The organism is Paraburkholderia tropica (assembly GCF_914484835.1).
Classification (GTDB): Bacteria; Pseudomonadota; Gammaproteobacteria; order Burkholderiales; family Burkholderiaceae; genus Paraburkholderia; species Paraburkholderia tropica_A.
Map to the genome: position 1 here is coordinate 1 of NZ_CAJZAR010000100.1, position 24,153 is coordinate 24,153.

23 protein-coding genes, 1 tRNA gene and 1 pseudogene are annotated in these 24,153 nt (G+C 66.0%); 13 read left to right on the plus strand and 12 right to left on the minus strand.

Annotation, left to right across the window (positions count from 1 at the left end):
• Nucleotides 1-148: 148 nt before the first annotated feature.
• Nucleotides 149-322, minus strand: coding sequence for a hypothetical protein (locus tag LDO54_RS35450; RefSeq protein ID WP_224017209.1), 174 nt, complete (start codon nt 320-322; stop codon nt 149-151).
• Between the two features lie 168 nt (nt 323-490).
• Here LDO54_RS35450 and LDO54_RS35455 point away from each other — a divergent pair, with 168 nt between their 5' ends.
• Nucleotides 491-640: a hypothetical protein gene (locus LDO54_RS35455; RefSeq protein WP_436975760.1), complete on the plus strand. Its 150-nt coding sequence runs from the start codon at nt 491-493 to the stop codon at nt 638-640.
• A gap of 52 nt (nt 641-692) precedes the next feature.
• On the opposite strand, the gene LDO54_RS35460 is transcribed toward LDO54_RS35455, so the two are convergent.
• The 4 genes from LDO54_RS35460 to LDO54_RS35475 form a co-directional block, all read right to left on the minus strand.
• Nucleotides 693-1,985, minus strand: coding sequence for an MATE family efflux transporter (locus tag LDO54_RS35460; RefSeq protein ID WP_224017255.1), 1,293 nt, complete (start codon nt 1,983-1,985; stop codon nt 693-695).
• Between the two features lie 50 nt (nt 1,986-2,035).
• A complete protein-coding gene (locus LDO54_RS35465) occupies nt 2,036-2,347 on the minus strand; it encodes a DUF2288 domain-containing protein (RefSeq protein WP_224017213.1) in 312 nt (103 codons plus the stop codon).
• Nucleotides 2,348-3,154: 807 nt separating this feature from the next.
• Nucleotides 3,155-3,862 (minus strand): peptidoglycan DD-metalloendopeptidase family protein, encoded by a 708-nt coding sequence (locus LDO54_RS35470; protein WP_224017216.1) that lies wholly within the window; start codon nt 3,860-3,862, stop codon nt 3,155-3,157.
• A gap of 157 nt (nt 3,863-4,019) precedes the next feature.
• Nucleotides 4,020-4,931 carry an aldose epimerase gene (locus LDO54_RS35475; protein WP_224017218.1) on the minus strand — a complete coding sequence of 304 codons (912 nt, stop codon included), beginning with the start codon at nt 4,929-4,931 and terminating at the stop codon, nt 4,020-4,022.
• A gap of 586 nt (nt 4,932-5,517) precedes the next feature.
• On the opposite strand from LDO54_RS35475, the gene LDO54_RS35480 reads away from it, so the two are divergent.
• Together LDO54_RS35480 and LDO54_RS35485 are read left to right on the plus strand one after the other, a co-directional pair.
• Nucleotides 5,518-6,348, plus strand: a complete 831-nt coding sequence (locus LDO54_RS35480; RefSeq protein ID WP_224017257.1) for an undecaprenyl-diphosphate phosphatase — start codon at nt 5,518-5,520, stop codon at nt 6,346-6,348.
• Nucleotides 6,349-6,452: 104 nt separating this feature from the next.
• Nucleotides 6,453-6,529: transfer RNA gene (locus LDO54_RS35485), tRNA-Arg, on the plus strand.
• Between the two features lie 69 nt (nt 6,530-6,598).
• Here the strand turns inward: LDO54_RS35485 and LDO54_RS35490 are convergent.
• The 3 genes from LDO54_RS35490 to LDO54_RS35500 all read right to left on the minus strand — a co-directional run bounded on the left by LDO54_RS35490 (nt 6,599) and on the right by LDO54_RS35500 (nt 9,150).
• The gene (locus LDO54_RS35490; protein ID WP_224017220.1) at nt 6,599-6,808 is read right to left on the minus strand and encodes a hypothetical protein; all 210 of its coding nucleotides are present in this window, start codon (nt 6,806-6,808) and stop codon (nt 6,599-6,601) included.
• A 58-nt stretch (nt 6,809-6,866) separates the two neighbouring features.
• Complete coding sequence (locus tag LDO54_RS35495; protein WP_224017222.1) at nt 6,867-7,349, minus strand: PH domain-containing protein; 483 nt, start codon at nt 7,347-7,349, stop codon at nt 6,867-6,869.
• Between the two features lie 220 nt (nt 7,350-7,569).
• Nucleotides 7,570-9,150 carry an acid phosphatase gene (locus LDO54_RS35500; RefSeq protein WP_224017224.1) on the minus strand — a complete coding sequence of 527 codons (1,581 nt, stop codon included), beginning with the start codon at nt 9,148-9,150 and terminating at the stop codon, nt 7,570-7,572.
• A 304-nt stretch (nt 9,151-9,454) separates the two neighbouring features.
• On the opposite strand from LDO54_RS35500, the gene LDO54_RS35505 reads away from it, so the two are divergent.
• A complete protein-coding gene (locus LDO54_RS35505) occupies nt 9,455-10,936 on the plus strand; it encodes a cytochrome-c peroxidase (protein WP_224017226.1) in 1,482 nt (493 codons plus the stop codon).
• A gap of 53 nt (nt 10,937-10,989) precedes the next feature.
• Here the strand turns inward: LDO54_RS35505 and LDO54_RS35510 are convergent, their stop codons facing one another.
• Entirely contained in the window at nt 10,990-11,235 is a 246-nt protein-coding gene (locus LDO54_RS35510; protein ID WP_224017228.1) for a hypothetical protein, read from the minus strand.
• A 228-nt stretch (nt 11,236-11,463) separates the two neighbouring features.
• Here LDO54_RS35510 and LDO54_RS35515 point away from each other — a divergent pair, with 228 nt between their 5' ends.
• Together LDO54_RS35515 and LDO54_RS35520 are read left to right on the plus strand one after the other, a co-directional pair.
• Complete coding sequence (locus tag LDO54_RS35515; RefSeq protein WP_224017230.1) at nt 11,464-11,850, plus strand: hypothetical protein; 387 nt, start codon at nt 11,464-11,466, stop codon at nt 11,848-11,850.
• 7 nt (nt 11,851-11,857) lie between these two features.
• Nucleotides 11,858-12,328 (plus strand): NUDIX hydrolase, encoded by a 471-nt coding sequence (locus LDO54_RS35520; protein WP_436975761.1) that lies wholly within the window; start codon nt 11,858-11,860, stop codon nt 12,326-12,328.
• Nucleotides 12,329-12,424: 96 nt separating this feature from the next.
• Here LDO54_RS35520 and LDO54_RS35525 read toward each other — a convergent pair whose 3' ends face one another.
• Nucleotides 12,425-14,143 carry a glutamine--tRNA ligase/YqeY domain fusion protein gene (locus tag LDO54_RS35525; protein WP_224017234.1) on the minus strand — a complete coding sequence of 573 codons (1,719 nt, stop codon included), beginning with the start codon at nt 14,141-14,143 and terminating at the stop codon, nt 12,425-12,427.
• Nucleotides 14,144-14,308: 165 nt separating this feature from the next.
• Between LDO54_RS35525 and LDO54_RS35530 the strand changes: the two genes are divergently transcribed.
• Entirely contained in the window at nt 14,309-14,929 is a 621-nt protein-coding gene (locus LDO54_RS35530; RefSeq protein ID WP_224017236.1) for an RBBP9/YdeN family alpha/beta hydrolase, read from the plus strand.
• Between the two features lie 26 nt (nt 14,930-14,955).
• Here the strand turns inward: LDO54_RS35530 and LDO54_RS35535 are convergent, their stop codons facing one another.
• Nucleotides 14,956-16,176 (minus strand): CaiB/BaiF CoA transferase family protein, encoded by a 1,221-nt coding sequence (locus LDO54_RS35535; protein ID WP_224017238.1) that lies wholly within the window; start codon nt 16,174-16,176, stop codon nt 14,956-14,958.
• Between the two features lie 373 nt (nt 16,177-16,549).
• Between LDO54_RS35535 and alaS the strand changes: the two genes are divergently transcribed.
• Nucleotides 16,550-19,174, plus strand: a complete 2,625-nt coding sequence (gene alaS / locus LDO54_RS35540; RefSeq protein ID WP_224017240.1) for an alanine--tRNA ligase — start codon at nt 16,550-16,552, stop codon at nt 19,172-19,174.
• A gap of 85 nt (nt 19,175-19,259) precedes the next feature.
• Here alaS and LDO54_RS35545 read toward each other — a convergent pair whose 3' ends face one another.
• Nucleotides 19,260-20,192 (minus strand): LysR family transcriptional regulator, encoded by a 933-nt coding sequence (locus LDO54_RS35545; RefSeq protein ID WP_224017243.1) that lies wholly within the window; start codon nt 20,190-20,192, stop codon nt 19,260-19,262.
• Nucleotides 20,193-20,347: 155 nt separating this feature from the next.
• On the opposite strand from LDO54_RS35545, the gene LDO54_RS35550 reads away from it, so the two are divergent.
• The 5 genes and pseudogenes from LDO54_RS35550 to LDO54_RS39370 all read left to right on the plus strand — a co-directional run.
• On the plus strand, nt 20,348-21,592 hold the full coding sequence (locus LDO54_RS35550) for a YbfB/YjiJ family MFS transporter (RefSeq protein ID WP_224017246.1): 1,245 nt from the start codon (nt 20,348-20,350) through the stop codon (nt 21,590-21,592).
• Between the two features lie 229 nt (nt 21,593-21,821).
• Entirely contained in the window at nt 21,822-22,352 is a 531-nt protein-coding gene (locus tag LDO54_RS35555; RefSeq protein ID WP_224017248.1) for an NUDIX domain-containing protein, read from the plus strand.
• A 74-nt stretch (nt 22,353-22,426) separates the two neighbouring features.
• Nucleotides 22,427-22,909, plus strand: a complete 483-nt coding sequence (locus LDO54_RS35560; RefSeq protein ID WP_224017251.1) for an acyl-CoA thioesterase — start codon at nt 22,427-22,429, stop codon at nt 22,907-22,909.
• A 25-nt stretch (nt 22,910-22,934) separates the two neighbouring features.
• Nucleotides 22,935-23,873 (plus strand): branched-chain amino acid ABC transporter permease, encoded by a 939-nt coding sequence (locus LDO54_RS35565; RefSeq protein ID WP_224017253.1) that lies wholly within the window; start codon nt 22,935-22,937, stop codon nt 23,871-23,873.
• A gap of 4 nt (nt 23,874-23,877) precedes the next feature.
• Nucleotides 23,878-24,153, plus strand: a pseudogene (locus LDO54_RS39370) (hypothetical protein); the annotation flags it as partial.

Consider the following 24,153-nt stretch of genomic DNA (forward strand, 5'->3'; position numbering starts at 1 on the left):
GCGTTTGGGCGTGTGAAATACGCGTGCATCACCAACCGGCGCGCAAAACACGGCGGATAAACACCCCCACGGCCGGCATTCACCAGCCGCGATACAGACGCAAATTCCGCCTGGCTACACCCGGACCGCAACGGTCCCGCGCATCAGCTCAATGCCTGCGGCGCACTCGCTCGAGCACGTGATGTTCGGCCAGCCAGTGGTGCATCATGCCTTCCCCGTCATGCTCCTTCCGATAGGCGCGCGATTCGAAAATCGACAGTCCTAACAGCACGAGCAGACCGACGGCAAGGCCCGCGAATCCCGCGATGGTTTCGGCATCCATGGCAGCCTCCTTGGGTTGCAGCCATGTGACTATCTTAGGACAGAGCCGGGCCGGAAAAAATAGTGGTGTTTGCGAACCGGCGAGCCGCGCGCGCAGACGGTACACTGCTGCGCGGCAACATTTTTTTAGGGATTTGAATCGATGTCACGTGTCTGGCTGGCCATCGCAATGGCCGCAATGCTTTCGGCTTGCGCCGACAATTCGGCGAGCAAGCATCACGGTCCGCCGCCCCACGATCCGGCCGACTATCACGGCGTGCCGACCGACGATCGGCCGCCGATGATGATCGACACGCCGTCGTCGCAAAAAGCGGAATAAGCCGGTTCAGGCTCGGAAAAGAAGAAAGACGAAGCAGGGCGCCTGAGGGCGCTCACCGAGCCATCGAAGGCTGAATCGCACCGGTAATGCGCGGAACGAACGGGTAGAGCGTCAGTCCGCGAGACGCCATGAAGATCAGCAAGGCGGCCCAGAGGCCGTGATTGCCGAACGGCGTCACGAGCGCCCACGAAGCGCCGAGAAACACCAGCAACGAAACCGCCATCGCCTGCATCAGCTCGCGCGTGCGCGTCGCGCCGATGAACACGCCATCGAGCAGGAAGCCCCAGACGGAGATGATCGGCGAAAGCGCGGCCCATGGCAGGAATGCCCGGGCGGCGGCGCGCACGGTCGGCTGATCGGTGAGCTTGTCGATGATCCAGCCGCCCGCGCCCCAATAGACCGCCGAGAATCCGAGCGCGCCGAGCGCCGCCCAGAAAAGATTGACCTTGACGGCCTGCCGGAACGCGTCGCGATCGCGTGCGCCGATGGCTGCGCCGACCAGCGCCTCGCTCGCATGGGCGAAGCCGTCGAGGCCGTACGCCATGAAGGTCTGGAAGTTGAGCAGCAGCGCGTTGGCCGCGAGGATCGCGTCGCCCTGCTGCGCGCCGAGGTGCGCGAACCAGCCAAACGAGCCGAGCAGACAGATCGTCCGCAAAAAGATGTCACGGTTGATCGCGACGAGCCGTTTGAGTGCGGACGGCTCGACGACCGCGCGCCAGTCGAGCGGCGCGAGACCGCGCGGACGCAGATGCCAAAGCACTGCCGCGCCAAACACGAAGCCGGCCGCATCGGCGGTCGCAGTCGCCGCGCCGATGCCGGCGATACCCCAGCCGAACCCGTACACAAAGGCCAGCACGGCCACGACGTTGACGGCGTTGATCAACACTTGCGCGACTAGCGCAATGCGCACGCGCTGCGTGCCGAGCAGATAGCCGAGCACGACGTAGTTCGCCAGCGCGAACGGCGCGGAGCCGATTCGCGCATGGCTGTAGAGGCGCGCGTTGCGCTGCACCTCGTCGCTGCCGCCGATCAGCGCGATGGCGTAATGAATCAGCGGCGCCTGCACGATCAGGATGAACGCGCCGATCCCGAATGCCAGGACCAGCGCGCGCACGACGTTCGCACGCAGCGCGGCGTGATCGTGCGCGCCGTAGGCCTGCGCGACGAGCCCGGTCGTGCCCATACGCAGGAAGCCGAAGCCCCAGAAGACGAAATTGAAGAAGAGACCGCCGAGCGCGACGCCGCCCAGATCGGCGGCACGGCCCAGGTGGCCGGCGACGGCGGTATCGACGGCGCCGAGAATCGGCTGCGTGAGATTGGCGAGGACGATGGGGAACGCGAGCATCAGCACGCGCCGGTGCCAGCCGCCCCGCACAGGGAGTGAGGCGCTCTCGCTCAACTGCGTTCCTGCACGCAGACCCACGGCGAGACGACGACGGCCCACAGCTCCGGCTTGCGATCGGCGAAATCGGCGGCCGTTTCGGCCTGCATCCGCTGGACGAGACCCGACGAGAGCCACTGCGTCACGCGCGTGCCGTCGTCGTTGGCGATCGCTTCTGCGACGCTTACGAGGTCGAGGTCGCGCGCCACCGAAAGCAGCTTGCCCTGCGCGAAGAAACGTTCGAGATCCTGCCAGTCGATCTTGGCGGTCTCGCCGAGCAGCTTGGCGTAAAGGGGGCTGGGCGTGGCGTCGTTGTTTTGGGTCATGATCTTGAGAATCGATTGCGGCCGTTACTATAAACGATAGACGGCAAGGCGGCCCGGCGCGCCAGAACTTCGTTGTGCGCTATCCGGGCAACAGCACGAGAACAGCACGGCAACACGACGACAAGCGCCAGTGCCGTTATTTGTCTGATAATAATCCGGTTAATTAACGACTAACGCTGAATCCGATTGACGTGATATCGAAATGCGCGAATTAATCGGACAAAAAAGCCAATTGGCGATGCCAATAAATCGACCGCGCAGACGCCTGATGAAAAAGCCGGATCGTTGTTCCAAAAAACCAACTTCGGCGCATAATTGCATTCATTTGTGCGGTGGGCCACTTAATGACCGTGGGTGGCGCACGCGTCGAAACAGCTCGCTGCGGTGCAATGAAGTCGGGCCGTTCGGGTGCCGAAACGGCCCTTGCATCTTGATCGCAAACTCCCGCTGGTAAAGGCTTTTCGGCGAAAATCTGCGAATCGGGATCGCGCGCTGCAACGCGCATTTTTATGCGCGGAAGGCGGGGCTTCGCAACGCCGTTTCACTATCGAAAGTTCGGACGACACATAATCCGTGCGCCGCGACACATATTCGATCTAATTAAGTGATTGCGCGGGCAGGGTCGCGTTGATAGATTGCCATTCGGCGCATGGTAAACCGGTCCTTTGCCGATATGCGCCAAACCCCCGTTAGCCCGGCGCCACGCCGGGCTTTTTTTTGTACGTTCTATTTGATTCGCCGCGAGCGTTAAACGAGCAAAAAAGCTAAAGAAAACGTAATGCGAAACGCCGCGGCGATCGACGAAGTTCAGCGTGGCGGCAGATCGCGGGCCGGATCGATCGAGCGGCCCTGATAACGCAGCTCGAAATGGAGCATCACACGATCGTTGTCCGAATCGCCCATGGCCGCAATCTTCTGCCCTTGCGCAACCGATTCGCCTTCCTTCACATAAAGCGCCTGGTTATGCGCGTAAGCGGTCAGGTAATCGCCGCCGTGCTTGATGATGAGCAGATTGCCGTAGCCGCGCAGGCCATTGCCCGCATAGACGACCGTGCCCGGCGCGGCGGCGACGACCGGCGTGCCGGCGGCATTCACGATGTCGATGCCTTTCGAGTTGCGGCCGTCGAAGTTGCGAACCACCTGGCCGGCGGTCGGCCAGATCAACGAAATGGACGAGACGGGCGCGGGTGCCGGACCCGCATTGTCGGGCGCCGATTCGCGCGGTGCGGCGGCTGTGGCGCGCGGCGCGGTGCGTTCCGCGCCCGCCGACGAACCGGCCGGCGGCGCGACGCGCAGCACCTGGTCGACTTCGATTGCGTCGGGGTTCGACAGATTGTTCCAGCGGACGATGTTCGACACCGATTGCCGGTTGCTGCGCGCGATCTTGCTGACCGTGTCGCCGCGTTCCACGCGGTAGTAGCCGGGGCCGACCGGTGCCGAGCCGCACGCGGCGAGCAGCGCGACGAGCGCCGCGCACGCGAGTTGCCTGAATCCTCGTCTAAATCGTTGTGCCAATGTTGAACCTCGCAGGACGCTGCCGCGCGGTTCAGCCGGAAGGCGGATCGCGGCGGCAAAACGTCTGATTTTAACGGGTTTGCCGCCGCGTTAGCGATCGAAGCCAGCGATTGAGGCCAGGAATTGAGGTGGATGAAAGTCGATCAGGCCCGCTGCATTATCCGAGCGCCTCGACGTGCAGACGCAGCGTCGCGGTCTCCGTGGCACCCGGCGCGAGCCAGCGCAGGCCGAGACCGTTGTGGATCGCGTCGGGCAGACCGAGCCACGGTTCGATGCAATAGAAGTCGGAGTCGGCGGCTTCCGTCCAGGTCGTCACGGCGTACCACGGCAGCGAGTCGGGGCGGTCGAGATCGATCGTGACCGCACGCTTGAGTCCGGGCGCGACGAAGCGCACGGGCACCGACGGCGGCGTCGGTTCGAGCACGTGAAAGCGGTCGATGATGGCGGCGTCGTCGAGACGATAGAGCGCCTCGCCGCGCTCCGGCGCGCTGATCGAACCGTCGGGCAGCTGATGTTGGCGCTGCGCGGGCGGCATCTCCAGCGTGCTCTCGCCGCGTTGCGCGTGCGGCAGCGCAAAGTAAAAGTGATGGCCCGCGTACCAGGGCAGCGGCGCGTCGCCGGTATTGGTGGCCGTCAGCGAGACGTCGAGCGTGTGATCGTCGGCGAGCCGGTAAGCGGCCTCGAAGCGAAAGCCGAACGGATAGCCCGCACGCGTCGCTGGCGAATCGTCGAGCGTCATGCGCACGCCGCGCCCGTCGCCGTCGACGTGGGCGGCAAACGGCAGATCGCGGGCGAAGCCGTGCATCGGCAGATCGCGCACGACGCCTTCGGCGTCACGCCAGCGGCCGATCTGGCCATCGACGAAATGACGGCCGAGAAACGGGAACAGCAGCGGATTGCCGCCGCGGATGCGCGCGGGCTGCTCCCAGTTCGCGTTGTCGGGCCAGCGGATGACGGGCTCGCCGCCGACGTGCCAGGAGAGCAGGCGGCCGCCGGCCCACGGAGCGAAGCGCAGCGTGGAGACGCCGCTGTTGAGTTCGAGGAGGTCCTGCGGAGGGCGTGTTTCCATGGCCTGGCACTGAGTCGAGGTGAGGGAAAGGCCGCGCCGGCGCAGCGGCGGGCCGCGAATACGCGATGGGCGATTGTGCGCCGCTTTCCGATGCGTGGAAACCCTCGTCGGGAAATCGTGGGTGTTGTGCAAGCCGGGCCGCCGCCATAATCGCCCTGAAATGTGCGATTTCGCACACAGCCGCAGACAGCAACAGCGAAGGAGGGCGCGAAAATGGATATCGCAACGGTCATGAGCATGGGCATGTTCAGCCTGTTCGTCGGCAGCAGCGCATACTTCTTCTACAAGATGGCGCGTTAAGCGCAAAGATGCACAAGCCGTGCGCCACACCGCGCGCGCGGCTCGCAGATTACTTGCAGTTTGCTTGCATTCTGGCCGGCGTTTGCCGGCTGATTGCTTTCTGAAACATGCGCGCCGGCTGCGCGTATCGTCCCGTTCACCGCGATTTTGTTGCGACGCGGTAACTTTTCCGACAAATGAGACTTGAAGCTTGGCGCTGCAATTCGGGCCAGGCATAATCGGTGCGCTTTGCCGCACTGTCCCCGCGATGGTCGGCGTCATGTCCAACCATTCCGAGGATCCGCGCGTGAGTCTCTCGTTTCTACTCTTTCTGAGCGTGCTGCAAGGCGTTACCGAACTGTTTCCTGTCAGCAGTCTCGGCCACACCTTGCTCGTGCCGGCACTGTTCGGCATGCATATCGACAAGCACGCCCCGCAACTGCTGCCGTTCCTCGTCGCGTTGCACCTGGGCACGGCAGTCGCGCTGCTCTGGTATTTCCGCGCGCGCTGGGTGGCGCTGATCAGCGGCTTCTTCGCGTCGCTGGGCGGCCGCAAGAACGACGACGGCCACATGATGTGGGCGCTGATCATCGGCACGATTCCGACGGGCATCGTCGGTCTGGTGCTCGAAAAGCGCATCGAAGCGATCTTTCACGACCTGCGCATCGTCGCCGCCGCGCTGATGGTGAACGGCGTGCTGCTGTGGTTCGGCGACCGCCTCCAGCGTGCTCGCACGCACCGCGCGCCCGAAAAGCTCACGTTCCGCCAGGCGTTTCTGGTCGGTCTCGCGCAAATTGGCGCGCTGATTCCGGGCTTCTCGCGCAGTGGCTTGACGATGATCGCCGGTAACGCGGCGGGCCTCACGACCGAGAAGGCGGCGGAGTTTTCGTTCCTGCTCGGCACGCCGATCATCTTCGCGGCGGGCGTGCTCGAACTGCCGAAACTGTTCCACGCGCGCGACCAGCTGACGACGGCGCTCGTCGGCGGCGTGCTGACCGGCATCGCCGCGTGGCTGAGCGTGAAGTTCCTGATGCGCTATTTCGAAGGGCGCGGCCGTCTGGCGTCGTTCGGCCTGTACTGCGTGATCGCGGGCGCGATTTTCCTCGGCTGGTTCGTGATGCATCCGCAACCCGCTTGATGGCGGGCCGTGGGCGGGACGTCCGGCTCGAGTCGAACGCGGTATAATCCACGCCCGTCTTCGGCCGCACCCCGCGCGCGGCTGCCGGCACGCAGATTTTCCACGCGACAGTAGCTCAGCTGGATAGAGCATCGGCCTTCTAAGCCGAGGGTCGGGGGTTCGAGCCCCTCCTGTCGCGCCAAACAAAAAAGCCCGCAATTTGCGGGCTTTTTTGTTTTCCGGCAGCGTATAGCCATGGCGTAGATTTTCGTCAATCCGGCGATCCAAACAGCACGAGCTTCTCGCGCTGCGTGGCATTCGGACAGGCCGTGTCGAGCGCGCCGAAGACGAACTTGTTGTAGATCTGCTTCCCTTCGGCCGAGTCCGGGTCGAGCTGTCGCGCTTCCACAAGAAGACCGAACAGTTTGGACGCCGTGTTGAGGATGGCTTCGGCTTGCGCCTTGGTGATTGTCGTGTTCATGCCCCAAAGTATCGACACGCAAATCGAAAACTTGAGAGTTCCCTAATGTCAAACTTTCTCAAGCCGCCAACCGCATCTGCGCCGCGATCACATCGCGCAGCCTCGCGAGCCGTTCGCGAAACACAAACGGTTGCTCGATGCCCGCGATCCTGAGTGCCGGCGCGCTGGCGCGTCCGATCACGATGGTCCCGTAGTCGAACACTCCGCCGATCACGCCCTGACGCACATGCACGCGGCGCACCTCGCCCAGTTCGAACGCGACGCTGCGCTGACGCACGATGCCGAAGGTCGCGATCACGCGCTTTCTCGTCAGTGCAAGTTGCGTGGTCAGCAGCAGGGCGATCGCGACGGCGAACAGCAGCGCGCCCGCGCCAAACAGCATGGCCGCCGAAAACCGCGCATCGCCGAGACAGCCGAGCAGCACGCCCCAGATCATCAGCACGATGCCGAACGTGATCCACGGGCTCATCGCCCACATGCTGAGGTGGCCCTCATAAACGACACGCTCGCCGGGAGGGAGCGTCGATTCGACGCGCATCATGTTTTGATCTCCGTTAATTATTGCCTAGTCAACTACTATCAGACTAGTGCATGCGACGGAGTCATGACTGTGGTCAAAAGTCGCGTTAGAAAGGCGGATCAAACCGCGAGAGAGTGGAGCGGCATCAAAAAAACGGGCAGCCACATGGCTGCCCGTGAAGAAAGCTGGACACCCTGATGTCCAGCGATCGATGGCCGTAGTCGATCAGCGCATCAACGCATCAAAGCTTCAGGTCGAGCGCGTTGGTCAGGTCGCCCATCGCCTGGCCGCCGTTGCTCTTGAGCGCGGTGTCGCGCGTGGTGAGACCTTGCAGCGTCGGCAGCGAGAAGCGGCGCGTGATCAGGCGCAGGATCGAGGTCGTGTCGTACTGCGTGTGATCGACGTAACCCTTCTTCGCGTACGGCGAAATGATCAGCGCCGGAATGCGCGAGCCCGGACCCCAGCGGTCGCCCTTCGGCGGCGCGACGTGATCCCAGAAGCCGCCGTTTTCGTCGTAGGTCACCACGACGACCATGTCCTTCCACTGCGGGCTCTTTTGCAGATGCGAAATGACGTCGGCGATGTGCTGGTCGCCGCTCGCCACGTCGGTGTAGCCCGCGTGCTCGTTCAGGTTGCCCTGCGGCTTGTAGAACGACACCGAGGGCAGCGTGCCCGCGTCGATCGCCTTGATGAACTCGCTGCCGTCCATGCCGCCGTCGAGCAGGTGAGCCGTGCGCGCGGCGGTGCCCGGCGCGTAGTTCGAGAAGTAGTTGAACGGTTGATGGTGCGGCTGGAAGTTCGGCGCCGTCATGTTCGCGCCGTAGATCACGTTCGAGGTGCTGTTCTGCACCGCGCTCACGGCCGCGCCCCACGCGCCGCCATACCATGCCCACGTCACGCCCGCGTTCGAGAGCAGGTCGCCGATGTTCTGCGACGTCTGCGCCGGCATCGTCGAGGCGTTGCCCGGATCGGCGAGATTCGCGTCGCCGCCCGAGGCGGCCGCGTTGCCGCTCGGCTGATACGGCGGCTGCATCGTGTTGACGGCGTAGAAGTCGGGCGTGAGGTTGCCCGACTTCACGAATTTCGGCACGCCGGTCAGCGCCGAGGCGGGCGAGTTCGAGGCGAGCGTCAGCGACACGCCGTCGGCGTCGACCGTCGAGATCGTCGGCTTGGCCGTGGCCGTATCGGCGTTCGCGTAGTACGGCGTGCACGCGCAGATCAGCCATTGGTGGTTCAGGAACGAGCCGCCGAACGCGCCCATGAAGAAGTTGTCGGCGAGCGTGTATTGCTGCGCGATCTTCCAGAGCGGCAGCTTTTCGGCGCTGGTCGTGTAGTGGCCCATCACGAGGCCGCCCGAGTCGGCCCACGCGGCGAACATGTCGTTCTTGCCGCCGTGGATCTGCATCTGGTTTTCGTAGAAGCGGTGATAGAGGTCGCGCGTCGTCGTCGAGAGCGGGACGTTGTAGCCGTTCGGATCGTCGATGGCGAAGGGCGCGTTCGCCATGTTTTCGGTCATCGCCGCCGTGACCACGGGCGTCACGCCCGTTTGCGTCAGGCCGTTCCAGACCGTCGGCAGCGTGGCGAGCACCGAGCCGTCGCGGTCGAGCTGCTGGGCGCTGGCGGCCGTGACGCTCTGCAGGCCGTTCGCGCCGGGGAAGCTGCCGTACAGATTGTCGAAGCTGCGATTCTCCGCATAGATCACGACGATGTTCTTCACCGACGTCAGACCCGGTTTGCTGTCGTTGCCGCCGCAGGCCGCGACGGCCAATGCCGCCGCCGCCGCTGCGATCGGCGTCGCATAGAACCATTTTCTGTTGATCATTTTTTTCTCTCTCGCGTTGGGGGCGCCGGGCGGCCTGCGCGGGAGTCACACCGGCCGTCGGGCGAGGCGCAGTGTCTCAACGTAATTTGACAGCTATATGTAAATAATTACATTTAGCTTTTTCTATCCCTGTAATTAGGTAACGGTTGAATTACATGACGTCATTTGAATGTAACGAAGCTGACATACGCTTTCGCGACTTCGATGCGTTCCGTGGGCGCATCGGCCATCGCGGCACAGCGGTGCGAGGATTCGGCCTGGCCGGGGTCTCGCGCGCGCCGCACACAAGCTCGGGGATCAGTTCATGTGGCATCGTTCGGCGCATCGCGCGGCGCTTGGAGGCAGTCTTTCTGACACGCATTCGCAGACTCGCGCGCGCTCGCGCGGCCATGGTCACGCCGCGCGTCTGCTGATCGCGGCGGCGTTGCTGTCGCTGCTGGCGGCGTGCGATGGCGGCACGCCCGGCGCGTCGAACGGGATGGATGGCGGCTCGGAAAACGGCGCGAGTGCGCGCGATGCGAATGTCCGATCGGATGCCAGATCGAATGCCAACGCTAAAGCCAACGGCGCGAAACTGATGAAGATTTCCGCGCCAGCACCGACGCCGACGGCCCGGCAGCACGGCCAGTCGCGCGCCGAGGTCTATGCGCAGGTACGGCGCATGACGGCGCTGGGCAAGCAGATGTTCTTCGATCCGTCGCTGTCGGGCTCGGGCAAGATGTCGTGCGCGACCTGCCACAGCCCGAATCACGCGTTCACGCCGGCCAATGCGCTCGACGTGCAGATCGGCGGCGCCGACATGCATCGTCAGGGCATGCGCGCCGTGCCCACGCTCAAGTATCTGCAAGCGGTGCCCGCGTTCGCCGAGCACTATCACGACTCCGACGACGAAGGCGATGAAAGCATCGACGCTGGCCCGACGGGCGGCCTCACGTGGGACGGCCGCGTCGATCATGGCGCGGACCAGGCGCGCATTCCGCTGCTGTCGTCGTTCGAGATGGCGAGCACGCCGGCCAAGGTGACGGCGGCGGTGCGCGCGGCGCCGTACGCGAACGCGTTTCGCGAAGCCTTCGGCGAGCAGGTTTTCGACGACGACAACGCCACCTTCCAGGCCGTGCTGAAGTCGCTCGAAACCTTCGAGCAGGCGCCCGACGTGTTCTATCCGTACACGAGCAAATACGACGCGTATCTCGCGGGCAAGACCCCGCTCACGGCGGCGGAGCTGCGCGGCCTGCAACTGTTCAACGACGAGAAGCGGGGCAATTGCGCGAGCTGCCACATCAGCCAGCGCGCCAAGGACGGCTCGCCGCCGCAGTTCAGCGACTTCGGCCTGATCGCGATCGGCGTGCCGCGCAACCGCACGCTCGCGGTCAATCGCGATCCGCGTTTCTTCGATCTCGGCGCGTGCGGCCCCGAGCGCACGGATCTCGATCATCGCGCCGAATTCTGCGGCCTGTTCCGCACGCCGACGCTGCGCAACATCGCGCTGAAGAAAACCTTCTTCCACAACGGCGTCTATCACTCGCTCGACGACGTGCTGCGCTTCTACGCGCGCCGCGACACGAATCCGCAGGAGTTCTATCCGGTGGTGAAGGGCAAGGTGAAGAAGTTCGACGATCTGCCGCAGCAATACTGGGCGAACCTGAACACGGACCCGCCGTTCGACCGCAAACCCGGCGATGCGCCGGTGTTCTCCGACGCCGAAATCAAGGATGTGATTGCGTTTCTCGACACGCTCACCGACGGCTGGCAGGCGTCGGCGCAGGCGGCACAGACAGCACACTGAGCGCGCGGGCGTTCATCGCCGCCGCGCAGGAAACGACGCGCAGGACGGCCCGCTCAGGAAGACATGATCAGGATGCAGGTGGCCGTCAGCGCGACGAACGACACCAGCAGGCAGATGAAGCCGCCGCGCACCGCGACTTCCGGCCAGTGCGGCGCCTGATCGACGATGCCGAAGCTCAGGTCCGCCGTGAGCGGATCGGTGCGCGGCACGTGCGAATGATGGGCGAGCACCGCCATGAGGCCAATGCACAGCAACGCCAGGACGATGGCAAACAGGCCCAGTGCAGTGGTGTAGGTCATGACGGAAAATTCCTCGTGGTGCGTAAGCGGCTGACAGAGGAATCGTATTGGCGGGGCATCTGAGCGGCTATCGGAGCAATCCGAAAAACCGTGGGCGGACTGCATCGGGCGAAAACAGGGCGCGTGCTATGCTTTTTTGAGACCAGCAATTGGCCCAACAGCAATTGGCCCAACAGCGATTGGCCCCAAGCCTCGCTCTACGAGACCGCCCTACAAGGAGAACATTCGATGTCGAATTCGCCCCGAGTATTGTCAGGCATTGCCGCAGCGTTAGTGCTCGCCTTCGGCGCAAACGCGCAGGCCGCGAATCTGGGTTTCCTGCACGACACGCCCGCGTCCTGGATGAAGCAGGCGGACTACGCATCGCTCACGGAAGCCGTGCGTGCCGCGGTCACCAACAAGGCGGACGGCGAGTCGTCCACCTGGAACAACGACGGCCTGAACAACAGCGTGAAAATCGACGCCACCATCACGCCGACCAAGACCGAGAAGGATGGCGACAAGACCTGCCGCGACACCGACGTGGTCGTCAACGCGAAGGGCCAGGCGATGACGCTGCACCCGAAGTTCTGCCGTGTGGGCGAGGGCAAGTGGGTCTATCAGCAGCGGCATTGAGCGCGTGGTGAACGGCAAGACCGACGGCAAAACTGTGTCGTGCGGCATCGTGCTGCTCGACCCCGATGGCCGCGTGCTGCTCGCCCATGCGACCGGCACCGACCACTGGGACATTCCGAAGGGGCAGGGCGAGCCCGGCGAAACCGAAGTGCAGAGCGCGCGGCGCGAGATGGTCGAGGAAACCGGCATCGACGTGAGCGCGGCGCGGCTCGTCGATCTCGGGCGCTTCGCGTATCGGCGCGACAAGGATCTGCATCTGTTCGCGGCGCGCGCGCTGGAGAGCGAGGGCGATCTGTCGCGCTGCGTCTGCGTGTCGATGTTTCCGCGCCGCCACGACGGCGTGATGATTCCCGAGATGGACGCCTGGCGCTGGGTCGCGCCCGCCGACGTCGACCAGTACGCGAGCCGCAGCCTCACGCGTCTGTTCAATACGGCGCTGTCGCTCGCGGAGCTGCATCGGCGGATCGAAACGGCCTGAGCGGCCTCACGCGCTCGATCATCGCCGCCGCCAGAAAAAAAGCCCGCACGGCGAACGTGCGGGCTTTTTCATTTGTGCGATGACTCGCTGGCGGGCTTACTTGCCCCAGCTGTCGCGCAGACCGACGATACGGTTGAACACCGGCGCGCCCGGCTTCGAGTCGTAGCGGTCGGCGACAAAGTAGCCGTGACGCTCGAACTGGAAGCGGTCTTCCGGCGCCGCGTTGCGCGCGCCCGGTTCGACGAACGCCTGAGCGACGCGCTTCGAGTCCGGGTTCAGCGCTTCGAGGAAGTCGCGGCCGCCCGCGTCCGGCTGTTCTTCGCGGAACAGGCGGTCGTAGAGGCGCACTTCGGCCGGCACGGCGTTGTCGGCGCTGATGAACTGGATCGTGCCCTTGACCTTGTAGTTGCTCGAGCCTTCGGTGCCCGATTTGCTGTCCGGGAAGTAGTTGCAATGCACGGCGACGATGTTGCCGTCGGCGTCCTTATCCGCGCCCGTGCATTCCACGACGAAGCCGTACTTCAGGCGCACCTTGTTGCCCGGGAACAGGCGGAAATAGCCCTTCGGCGGCGTTTCCTGGAAGTCCTCGCGCTCGATCCACAGTTCACGCGAGAACGTGAATTCGCGGTTGCCGCGCTCGGGATGATGCGGATGCACCGGCGCGCTGCATTGCTCGGACTGGCCTTCCGGATAGTTGTCGACGATCAGCTTGAGCGGATCGAGCACGGCGGTCGCGCGCGCCGCCTTGTCGTCGAGGTCGTCGCGCAGCGCGCCTTCGAACACGCTCATGTCGATCCACGAATCGACCTTGGTCACGCCGATGCGCTCGCAGAACAGCTGGATCGCTTCGGGCGTGAAGCCGCGGCGGCGCACGCCGACGATGGTCGGCATACGCGGATCGTCCCAACCGTCCACGTGGCCTTCGGTCACGAGTTGCAGCAGCTTGCGCTTGCTGGTGATCGCGTACGTGAGGTTCAGGCGGGAAAACTCGATCTGTTGCGGCAGCGGACGCGTGAACACGCCGGCGTCGGCCAGTTCGTTGAGCACCCAGTCGTAGAGCGGACGGTGATCTTCGAATTCGAGCGTGCACAGCGAATGCGTGATGCCTTCGAGCGCGTCCGAGATGCAGTGCGTGTAGTCGTACATCGGATACACGCACCACTTGTCGCCCGTGCGGTAGTGATGCGCGAAGCGGATGCGGTAGATGACCGGGTCGCGCATGTTGAAGTTCGGCGACGCCATGTCGATCTTCGCGCGCAGCACGTGCGCGCCTTCCTCGAACTCGCCGGCCTTCATGCGGCGGAACAGGTCGAGGTTTTCGTCGACGGAGCGCTCGCGGAACGGCGAGTTCTTGCCCGCTTCCGTGGCCGAGCCGCGGTTCGCGCGCATCTCTTCCGGCGTCTGGCTGTCGACATACGCTTTGCCGCGCTGGATCAGCAGTTCGGCGAATTCGTAGAGCTTGTCGTAGTAGTCGCTCGCGTAGAAGAGGTACTCGTGGTCTTCCTTCTTCCAGTCGAAGCCGAGCCACGTGACCGCGTCGATGATCGAGTTGACGTATTCGACGCTTTCCTTTTCCGGATTGGTGTCGTCGAAGCGCAGGTGACAGACGCCGCCGTAGCGCTGCGCCACGCCGAAGTTCAGGCAGATGCTCTTGGCGTGGCCGATGTGCAGATAGCCGTTCGGCTCCGGCGGGAAGCGCGTTTCCACGCGCTGCGCCCACTTGCCCGAGCGGTTGTCGTCGTCGATGATGTTGCGGATGAAATTGGATGCCGCAGGCGCGTCCGTGCGGTCGGCGTCTTTACGTTCGGTATTCATGCGAAAAGGGAAGTCGTTCGAGGGCGCGCCGCACATCGCACTGCACGCTGCAGGCCAACGTTGCAACCCGGGCGCCCGGTGGTGCCTTCCATTCTACCTGACGCGCCCCACCGTGCCAGCCCTGGCGCCGGAGCGGGGCGCGCAATGCCGCGAAGCAAGGAAAAAATGACGACGAACGACGCAAGGGTGCGGGTCCTGCCCGGCTATATGAACTCGGGGCCGGGTCACTGGCAGACGCGCTGGGAAGCCGCGCACACGGGCTTCGCGCGCGTGGCGATGCCCGACTGGACGCACCCGGACTGCGCGGCGTGGTGCCGCGCGCTGGAAGCGGCGCTGGTGGCCGAACCGCAGGGTGAGGACGCGGGCGAGGGCGGCGTGCTGCTGGCGGCGCACAGTCTCGGCTGCCTGACCGTGGCGCATTGGGCGGCGCACTTTTCGAGCGCCGCGACGCGCGCGAAGGTGGCGGGCGCGCTGCTGGTCGCGGTGCCGGATCCGCATGGCCCCGAATTTCCGCGCGACGCGAGCGGTTTCGATCCGGTGCCACTGGACGCGCTGCCGTTCGCGAGCATTGTGGTCGCGAGCAGCGACGATCCCTACGGTGGCGTGGATTTCGCGCGGCGCTGCGCGCAAGGCTGGGGCAGCGGTTGGGAGGAAGTCGGCGCGCGCGGGCACATCAATGCCGAAAGCGGTCTGGGAGACTGGCCGCAGGGTTACGAATGGCTGATGTCGATGCAGCCGTCTATGGCACAGCAGATCGCGCGATCGGTCGCGGGCGGCGGCGCCTGACGCCGCCCGAGCGCCTCAAACCTGCCTCAAAGCACCCCTTTGCCGCGCAACGCTTCGATCTGATCGTCGGCGTAACCGAGCACGCCGCGCAGCACGTCGTTCGTGTGCTCGCCGAGCGTCGGCGGATGGCTCGCCACGGTGGGCGGCGTCTCGCTCATGCGGATGGGGTTGCGCACGAGGCGCGCCACGCCGCCCGTCGGGTGCGGCACGTCGACCTGCAAGCCGCGCGCGATCACCTGTTCGTTCTCGAACACCTCGCCCAGATCGTTGATCGGCCCGCACGGCACGCCCGCCGCTTCGAGCGAACCGATCCAGTCGGCCTTGCTGCGCGTGCGAATGAGGTCGGCGACGATCGGCACCAGCGTATCGCGATGGCGCACGCGTTCCGGGTTGGTCGCGAAGCGCGCGTCGTCGGCGAGATCGGCGCGGCCCGCGACTTCGACGAACTTGCGGAACTGCCCGTCGTTGCCCACCGCGAGGATGATCCAGCTGTCGCTGGTCTGGAACGCCTGATAGGGCACGATGTTCGGATGCGCGTTGCCCCAGCGCACCGGCGGCTTGCCGCTCGCGAGGTAGTTCGTGTTCATGTTCGCGAGCATCGCCACCTGCACGTCGAGCAGCGCCATGTCGATGTACTGGCCCGCGCCCGTGCGGTCGCGGTGCGCGAGCGCCGTGAGCACGGCGATGGTCGAGTACATGCCGGTCATGAGGTCGGCGATCGCCACGCCGGCCTTCTGCGGGCCGCCGCCCGGCTGGCCGTCGCGCTCGCCCGTGATGCTCATGAAACCGCCCATGCCCTGCACGATGAAGTCGTAGCCCGCGCGCGGCGCATACGGGCCGGTCTGGCCGAAACCCGTCACCGAGCAATAGACGATGTCCGGCTTCACCTCGCGCAGCGACTCGTAGTCGAGCCCGTACTTCTTCAGTTGCCCGACCTTGTAGTTCTCCAGCACGACGTCGCTCTGCGCGGCCAGTTCGCGCACGATGCGCTGGCCTTCCGGCGTGGCGATATCGACCGTGACCGAGCGCTTGTTGCGGTTCGGCGCGAGGTAGTAGGCCGCTTCGGCGGTGTCCTCGCCGTCGGGCGTCTTCAGATACGGAGGGCCCCAATGGCGCGTGTCGTCGCCCGCGCCGGGGCGCTCCACCTTGATCACGTCGGCGCCGAAGTCGGCGAGCGTCTGCGCGCACCACGGCCCGGCGAGCACGCGGGTGAGATCGAGTACGCGGATATGGCTGAGTGCGCCCATGCTGTGTCTTCCAATGTCGTTCTGAGGCGGGCCGTCGAGGCGGCCGTTGCGCCCATCTTAAGCGATCCGCGCCGACTAAGGCATATTTCGGTACAAAGTTTCGCTTAGCGGAACAAGACGGCGCGCGACAGCGCCGGTCTGACGCTCCGTGCACGCCGATTCGTCAAGCATGCGCACCAGCCGCTGCGCGCCCCGTGGCAACGATGCACACCGGCCCGAGGACGCCGCCGCGCGCGTGCGTCGATCCCGTATAATCGTTCGATTCAGCATCGAGGAAACCGTGCACGCAGCCGCCCACGCGCAGGCCGCGAGCCGTGTTTTCGAGATCAAACAAGATTCAGCACAGACGCCCCGAAGGTAAATACAGCACGCCATGAAAGCCTCCGAAATCCGCGAGAAATTCCTCAAGTTCTTCGAATCGAAGGGCCACACGATCGTGCGCTCGTCGAGCCTCGTGCCGGGCAACGACCCGACCTTGCTCTTTACCAACTCGGGCATGGTGCAGTTCAAGGACGTGTTCCTCGGCGCCGAATCGCGTCCGTACTCGCGCGCGACCACCGCGCAGCGCAGCGTGCGCGCGGGCGGCAAGCACAACGACCTCGAAAACGTCGGCTACACGGCGCGCCACCACACGTTCTTCGAGATGCTCGGCAACTTCTCGTTCGGCGACTACTTCAAGCGCGACGCGATCCACTACTGCTGGGAGCTGCTGACCAAGGTCTACAGCCTGCCGGCCGACAAGCTCACGGTCACGGTCTACAAGGAAGACGACGAAGCCTTCGACATCTGGGCGAAGGAAATCGGCGTGCCGGTCGAGCGCATCATCCGCATCGGCGACAACAAGGGTGCGCGCTACGCGTCGGACAACTTCTGGCAGATGGCCGACACCGGCCCCTGCGGCCCGTGCTCGGAAGTGTTCTACGACCACGGCCCGGACGTCTGGGGCGGCCCCCCGGGATCGCCTGAGGAAGACGGCGACCGCTTCATCGAGATCTGGAATCTCGTGTTCATGCAGTTCAACCGTGACGCGCAAGGCAACATGACGCCGCTGCCCAAGCAGTGCGTCGACACGGGCATGGGTCTCGAACGTCTGGCCGCCGTGCTTCAGCACGTGCACAGCAACTACGAGATCGACCTGTTCCAGAACCTGATCAAGGCCGCCGCGCGCGAAACCGGCATCAGCGACCTCACGAACAACTCGCTGAAGGTGATCGCCGATCACATCCGCGCGTGCTCGTTCCTGATCGTCGACGGCGTGATTCCGGGCAACGAAGGCCGCGGCTACGTGCTGCGCCGCATCGTGCGCCGCGCGATCCGCCACGGCTACAAGCTGGGCAAGAAGGGTTCGTTCTTCCACAAGCTGGTGAACGATCTGGTCGTGGAAATGGGCGCGGCCTACCCGGAACTGGCCGAAGCGCAACAGCGCGTGACCGACGTGCTGCGTCAGGAAGAAGAACGCTTCTTCGAGACCATCGAGCACGGCATGTCGATTCTCGACGGCGCGCTGGCGGACCTCGAAGCGAAGGGCGGCAAGACGCTCGACGGCGAACTCGCGTTCAAGCTGCACGACACCTACGGCTTCCCGCTCGACCTCACGGCGGACGTCTGCCGCGAGCGCAACGTCACGGTCGACGAACCGGCGTTCGACGAAGCCATGGCGCGCCAGCGCGAGCAGGCCCGCGCGGCGGGCAAGTTCAAGATGGCGCAGGGCCTCGAATACTCGGGCGCCAAGACCACGTTCCACGGCTACGAAGAGATCGTGTTCGACGACGCCAAGGTGGTCGCGCTGTACGTCGACGGCTCGTCGGTCAACGAAGTGAAGACCGGTCAGGACGCCGTGGTCGTGCTCGACCACACGCCGTTCTACGCGGAATCGGGCGGCCAGGTCGGCGACCAGGGCGTGATCTCGAACGCGAGCATCCGCTTCGCCGTCGCCGACACGCTCAAGGTGCAGGCCGACGTCGCGGGCCACCACGGCACGCTGGAGCAGGGCACGCTGAAGGTCGGCGACGTCGTGAAGGCGGAAATCGACGCCATCCGCCGCGCCCGCACGGCCCGCAACCACTCGGCCACGCACTTGATGCACAAGGCGCTGCGCGAAGTGCTGGGCGCGCACGTGCAACAGAAGGGCTCGCTCGTCGACGCCGATAAAACGCGCTTCGACTTCGCGCACAACGCGCCGATGACCGACGACGAAATCCGTCGCGTCGAGCAGATCGTCAACGCGGAAGTGCTGGCGAACGCGCCCGGCATCGTGCGCGTGATGTCGTTCGACGACGCGGTCAAGGGCGGCGCGATGGCGCTGTTCGGCGAAAAGTACGGCGACGAAGTGCGCGTGCTCGACCTCGGCTTCTCGCGCGAACTCTGCGGCGGCACGCACGTCACGCGCAGCGGCGACATCGGCCTGTTCAAGATCGTGGTGGAAGGCGGCGTCGCAGCCGGCATCCGCCGCGTGGAAGCGATCACCGGCGACAACGCCATGCGCTTCGTGCAGGACCTCGACGCGCGCATCAACGCGGCGGCGGCGGTGCTCAAGGCGCAACCGGCTGAACTGACGCAGCGCATCGTGCAGGTGCAGGATCAGGTCAAGTCGCTCGAAAAGGAACTGGGCGCGCTGAAGTCGAAGCTGGCGTCGAGCCAGGGCGACGAACTCGCAGGCCAGGCCATCGAAGTGAACGGCGTGCACGTGCTCGCCGCCACGCTCGAAGGCGCGGACTCGAAGACGCTGCGCGAAACGGTCGACAAGCTCAAGGACAAGCTCAAGAGCGCGGCCATCGTGCTGGCGGCCGTCGAAGGCGGCAAGGTCAGCCTGATCGCGGGCGTGACCGCCGAGGCCAGCAAGAAGGTCAAGGCCGGCGAACTCGTGAACTTCGTCGCCCAGCAGGTGGGCGGCAAGGGCGGCGGCCGTCCGGACATGGCGCAGGCGGGCGGCACCGAGCCGGCGAACCTGCCGGCGGCGCTCGCGGGCGTGAAGGGCTGGGTCGAAGCGAAGCTGTAAGCGCGCAGATTCGCCGATGAAAAAGGGCTGTCCGAAAGGGCGGCCCTTTTTGTTTTTGCGCTGTTTTTCTACTCGGGCGGGCGTCTCAGGCCGTGGCCGCCGTGGCCGCCGTGGCCATTTCTGCGCTTGCAGGCGCATGCGCCGGGGTGCGCGCATGCGCGAGCAGCGCCGACTTCAGCGCATCGAGCGCGGGCGAAAGATGCCCGCGCCGCCAGACGAGCAGCGTGTCGATCCGGCCGAGCTTGCCGAGCGAATGCACGGCGATGTCGTCGGCGTTGCGTTGCAGATCGAGCACCGAGCGCGGCGCGACGGCCACGCCCGCGCCCGCCGCCACACACGCGACGATCGCGTGATACGAACCGAGCTCCAGCACGCGCGTGGGCCGGATGCCGTGCTCCAGATACCAGGCCTCCACATAGTTGCGATACGCGCAGCCGCGCTCGAACGCCACCAGCGTCGACAGCGCGACATCGCCCGGCTGGCGGATCGGCCTGTGCCCGCGCGGCGTGATCATCACCAGTTCCTCGCGATAGATCGGCACATGCTCGAAGACCTCGCTCTCGGGCGGTCCGGCGAACGGCGTGGCGACCAGCGCGGCGTCGATCTCGAACGCGCGCAGACGCTCCATCAGACAGCCGGTCGTGGCCGTCTCCAGTTCGAGCGTGACGTCGGGCCAGTCCTGGTGATAGCGCGCGAGCACGCCGGGCAGGCGGCTTGCGGCGGCGCTCTCCATCGTGCCGAGCCGCAGACGTCCCGCCGGCCGCGCCGCCTTGAGCGCGTGGCGCGCTTCGTCGGCGAGCGCGAGCATCCGTTCGGCGTAGGGCAGCAGCGTCTCGCCCGCGGGCGTGAGCACGAGACGGCGGCCGTCGCGCGTGAACAGCGGCGTGCCGAGTTCCTCCTCAAGCTGCTTGATGCGCGTGGTGACGTTCGACTGCACGCGGTTGAGCTTGGCGGCGGCGCGCGTCACGCCGTTTTCGCGGACGACGGCCCGGAAGATCGCGAGCTCGGCGAGATCCATGATAGTTCTCTTAACAGGAATGATTCGTTCATGATAATTCATTTTTCAGGAACGTTTAGGGCGTCTACGATGCGGTAATGCGGCGTCGCGCGACGCCGTATCCGGCTTCGCATGCATCCCTGTTTTCGCGCTTTTTCCGCTGTTTTTCGCCGATCATGACCGACCTCGCCGCTCCCCGTTCCGGCTCCCGATCCACTCGCCGACCGCATGCCGCGCGTCGTGCCGCGCTCGCGTGCATGGCGACGCTCGCCGCGGCGCTCGGCATCGGGCGCTTCGCGTTCACGCCGCTCTTGCCGCTGATGCTGCATGGCGGCGGACTCGATCTGCGTCACGGCGGCTGGCTGGCGTCGCTGAACTACGCGGGCTATTTCGTCGGCGCGGTCGGCTGCGCGGCGCTGCGTTTCGCGCCCGCGCGCATCGTGCGCGCCGGGCTCGTCTCGACCGCGCTGCTCACGCTCGTCATGGGACTCACGCACGCGTTCTGGGTCTGGGCCGTCGTGCGCTTCGTGGCGGGCGCGGTGAGCGCCGCGACCTTCGTGTTCGCCTCGCAATGGGGCCTGCGCCGGCTCGCGCAACTGGGCGCGAACGAGTGGGGCGGCGTGATCTTCACGGGGCCGGGCGTCGGCATCGCGGCGACCGGACTGGCCGTGAGCGCGGCAGGCGCGCTCGGCGGCATCGACGCGCGCATCGGCTGGCTCGGTTTCGGGCTGATATGCGTGCTGATCGCGGTGTGCGTGTGGCCCGTTTTCGGCGATGAAACGCGCGAGGAGGGCGCGGCTGCGGCGGCTTCATCTTCATCTGCCTCTCACTCGCCAACGGCCACGCCCACGCCCACGCACAAGGCCGCAAGCCGCGCCGACGCCTTCTGGCTCGTCCTGCTCTACGGCGTGCCGGGTTTCGGCTACATCATCACCGCGACCTTCCTGCCCGTGATCGCGCGCCACGCGCTGCCGGGTTCGATGTGGCCCGATCTGTTCTGGCCGATGTTCGGCATCGCGCTGATCGTCGGGGCGCTCTCGGCGGCGCGTCTGCCGCTGCACTGGGACAACCGGCTGATGCTCGCCGTCTCGTACGTGCTGCAGGCGCTCGGGATCGCGCTCGGCATCGTCTGGCCGAATGCCGCCGGATTCGCGTTCGGCAGCGTGCTGATCGGCCTGCCGTTCACGGCGATCACGCTGTTCGCGATGCGCGAAGCGCGCCTGCTGCGCGGCGAGCACGCCGCCGCGCTGATGGGTTACGCGACCGGCGCTTACGGCATCGGCCAGATCGCCGGTCCGCTGGTGGCCGCGCCGCTGGCCGCGTCGAGCGGCACGTTCACGAGTTCGCTGGCGCTCGCCGCCGCTGCGCTCGTGCTCGGCGCGCTGGGGCTCGTGTGGCGCGCACAGCGTTCGCGCGGCTGAAACGGCTCAAACCGCGCCGTCGGTTTCATCAGGATCGCGAAGCATTTCATGGCGCTCGCGCCCGGCCGCCGACACCCGCCTGAACCCGCCCGCACGCCAGGCTCGATAGCGCACTAAAATGGCTGCTTCGCGCCGATCCGGCGAGCCCGCCGGGCCGCACGCGGCGCTGATGCTTTTTGCGCAATTTGCACCCTTTGCGCCATTTGCGACCCAGCGAATCCATCGAGCCATGAGCGATTACCAGTTTTGCCCGCGCTGCGCCTCGCGCCTCATCGAGCGAGCCGACGCCGCGCACGAAGGCGGGCGCGTGCGCCGCGCCTGCCCGGACCTTGTCTGCGGCTTCACCCATTGGGACAATCCGCTGCCCGTCGTGGCGGCCATCGTCGAATATGAAGGGCGCATCCTGCTGGCGCGCAACGCGGCCTGGCCGGAGGGCATGTTCGCGCTCATCACCGGCTTCCTCGAAAACGGCGAGACGCCCGAGGAGGGCATCGCGCGCGAAGTGCTCGAAGAGACCTCGCTGCGCGCGCAGAGCGTCGAGTTGATCGGCGTCTACGAATTCATCCGCAAGAACGAACTGATCATCGCGTATCACGTGAAGGCGACGGGCACCATCGCGCTGTCACCGGAACTGCTCGAATACCGGCTCGTCGAGCCCGCGAAGCTGCGGCCCTGGCGCGCGGGCACGGGTCAGGCGCTCGGCGAATGGATGCGCCGCCGCGGCCTGCCGTTCGAGTTCGTCGAGCGGCCGGGGCAGTGAGTCCGGCGCCGCTTCGCCGCCTGTTTGCCCTTGCCTGAGCGCAGAACCTCCCTCAACCTCATTCTTTCGATCCGATGAACCGACCGCTCGCCCGTGACCGTTCCGGCTATCGCCACTTCCTCACCATCACCACGCGCTGGATGGACAACGACGTGTACGGCCACGTCAACAACGTCGTCTACTACAGCTACTTCGATACCGTGGTGAACGAGTATCTGATCCGCGCGCAGGCGCTCGATATCGAGCACGGCGAGACCATCGGGCTCGTGGTCGAAACGCAGTGCAACTACTTCGCGCCGCTCGTGTTTCCCGAGCACGTGGAGGCGGGGCTGCGCGTGGCGCGGCTCGGTTCGTCGAGCGTGCGCTACGAGGTCGGTCTGTTTCGCGAGGGCGAAACCACGCCCGCGGCGCAGGGCCATTTCGTGCACGTCTATGTCGACCGCGCGACGCGCCGTCCCGTGAAGGCGCTGCCCGAGGCGTTGCGCGCGGCGCTCGCGCCGCTCGTCGTCGCTGAAGAAGGCGAGGGCGCCGACGCCGACACCGGCGCACAACGCTAGTCGCCTCCGGCATCGGCACGCCGCCGTGCAGGCATTTCTCATCGATACGCTCAACGGCGCGAGCTACGGCCTGCTGCTGTTCCTGCTTTCCGCCGGGCTCACGCTGATCTTCAGCATGCTCGGCGTGCTCAACTTCGCCCATGCGAGCTTCTACATGCTCGGCGCCTATCTGGGCGTGACGCTCGCGGGCTGGTTCGGCTTCGGCTGGGCGCTCGTGCTCGCGCCGTTCGCGGCCGGACTCGCGGGCGCGCTGTTCGAAGTCGCGCTGCTGCGCCGTGCGCAGCCCGGCGGTCCGCTCAACGCGCTGCTGCTCACGTTCGGCGCGGCCTGGGCGATCGGCGAAGGCGTCAAGCTCGTCTGGGGTCTGCAGCCGCTCGCGGCGGCCGTGCCCGCGTGGCTCGACGGCCCGCTGTTCAGCCTGGGCGGCGCGGCGTTCTCGCGCTACCGCGCGTTTGCGATGCTGATGTCCGCCGCCATGCTCGTCCTGATCTTCGTCGCGCTGCGCGTCTCGCAGACGGGCCTCGTCGTGCGCGCCGCGCTCACGCACGCGGCCGCCGTCGAAGCGCTCGGCCACGACGTGCCGCGCGTGCGCACGCTGGTGTTCGCGCTCGGCACCGCGCTCGCGGCGCTGGCGGGCGTGGTGGCCGCGCCGCTGTTCGTCGTCGAACCGGCGATGGCCGAATCGGTCGGCTCGATCGTGTTCGTGGTGGTGGTGACGGGCGGGCTCGGCTCGCTCGGCGGCGCGTTTGCGGCCTCGCTCGCGGTCGGTTTCCTGCAGACCTTCGCGGTGGCGAGCGACGTCTCGTTCGGCGCGCTCGCCGCGCGCTGGGGCGTGACGCTCGCGCCCGCGTGGAGCGCGCTCACGCTCGCGCAGGCCGCGCCGCTGCTGCCGTATCTGCTGCTCGTCGCGATGCTCGCCGTGCGCCCGCAAGGGCTGTTCGGCCAGCGCGGCGAGGACGCGTGACGCCATGAACGCAAAGCGTCACGCCGATCACACCAACGTTCGCACGTCGCACGCACGCGGCGCGGCGTTGATGTGGCTCGGGCTCGCCGTGCTGCTGGTAGCGCCGCCGCTCGTTTCGGCCTGGCTGTCGCCGACGGGCGCGCCGCAAGGCTGGCTGCTCGCGTGCCTCGCGCAAGCCGCCGCGATGATCGTGTTCGCGCTCTCGTCCAACCTGCTGCTCGGCGAGACCGGTTTGCTCTCGCTCGGCCACGCCGCGCCCGCGGGCCTCGGCGCGCTCGCG

Bases quoted from the DNA above. Each gene is read 5' to 3' on its own strand.
- LDO54_RS35450 (WP_224017209.1), bottom strand. From the start codon at position 322: ATGGATGCCGAAACCATCGCGGGATTCGCGGGCCTTGCCGTCGGTCTG.
- LDO54_RS35455 (WP_436975760.1), top strand. From the start codon at position 491: ATGGCCGCAATGCTTTCGGCTTGCGCCGACAATTCGGCGAGCAAGCAT.
- LDO54_RS35460 (WP_224017255.1), bottom strand. From the start codon at position 1,985: ATGCTCGCGTTCCCCATCGTCCTCGCCAATCTCACGCAGCCGATTCTC.
- LDO54_RS35465 (WP_224017213.1), bottom strand. From the start codon at position 2,347: ATGACCCAAAACAACGACGCCACGCCCAGCCCCCTTTACGCCAAGCTG.
- LDO54_RS35475 (WP_224017218.1), bottom strand. From the start codon at position 4,931: ATGGAAACACGCCCTCCGCAGGACCTCCTCGAACTCAACAGCGGCGTC.
- LDO54_RS35490 (WP_224017220.1), bottom strand. From the start codon at position 6,808: ATGAACACGACAATCACCAAGGCGCAAGCCGAAGCCATCCTCAACACG.
- LDO54_RS35495 (WP_224017222.1), bottom strand. From the start codon at position 7,349: ATGATGCGCGTCGAATCGACGCTCCCTCCCGGCGAGCGTGTCGTTTAT.
- LDO54_RS35500 (WP_224017224.1), bottom strand. From the start codon at position 9,150: ATGATCAACAGAAAATGGTTCTATGCGACGCCGATCGCAGCGGCGGCG.
- LDO54_RS35505 (WP_224017226.1), top strand. From the start codon at position 9,455: ATGTGGCATCGTTCGGCGCATCGCGCGGCGCTTGGAGGCAGTCTTTCT.
- LDO54_RS35510 (WP_224017228.1), bottom strand. From the start codon at position 11,235: ATGACCTACACCACTGCACTGGGCCTGTTTGCCATCGTCCTGGCGTTG.
- LDO54_RS35515 (WP_224017230.1), top strand. From the start codon at position 11,464: ATGTCGAATTCGCCCCGAGTATTGTCAGGCATTGCCGCAGCGTTAGTG.
- LDO54_RS35525 (WP_224017234.1), bottom strand. From the start codon at position 14,143: ATGAATACCGAACGTAAAGACGCCGACCGCACGGACGCGCCTGCGGCA.
- LDO54_RS35530 (WP_224017236.1), top strand. From the start codon at position 14,309: ATGACGACGAACGACGCAAGGGTGCGGGTCCTGCCCGGCTATATGAAC.
- LDO54_RS35535 (WP_224017238.1), bottom strand. From the start codon at position 16,176: ATGGGCGCACTCAGCCATATCCGCGTACTCGATCTCACCCGCGTGCTC.
- alaS (WP_224017240.1), top strand. From the start codon at position 16,550: ATGAAAGCCTCCGAAATCCGCGAGAAATTCCTCAAGTTCTTCGAATCG.
- LDO54_RS35545 (WP_224017243.1), bottom strand. From the start codon at position 20,192: ATGGATCTCGCCGAGCTCGCGATCTTCCGGGCCGTCGTCCGCGAAAAC.
- LDO54_RS35550 (WP_224017246.1), top strand. From the start codon at position 20,348: ATGACCGACCTCGCCGCTCCCCGTTCCGGCTCCCGATCCACTCGCCGA.
- LDO54_RS35555 (WP_224017248.1), top strand. From the start codon at position 21,822: ATGAGCGATTACCAGTTTTGCCCGCGCTGCGCCTCGCGCCTCATCGAG.
- LDO54_RS35560 (WP_224017251.1), top strand. From the start codon at position 22,427: ATGAACCGACCGCTCGCCCGTGACCGTTCCGGCTATCGCCACTTCCTC.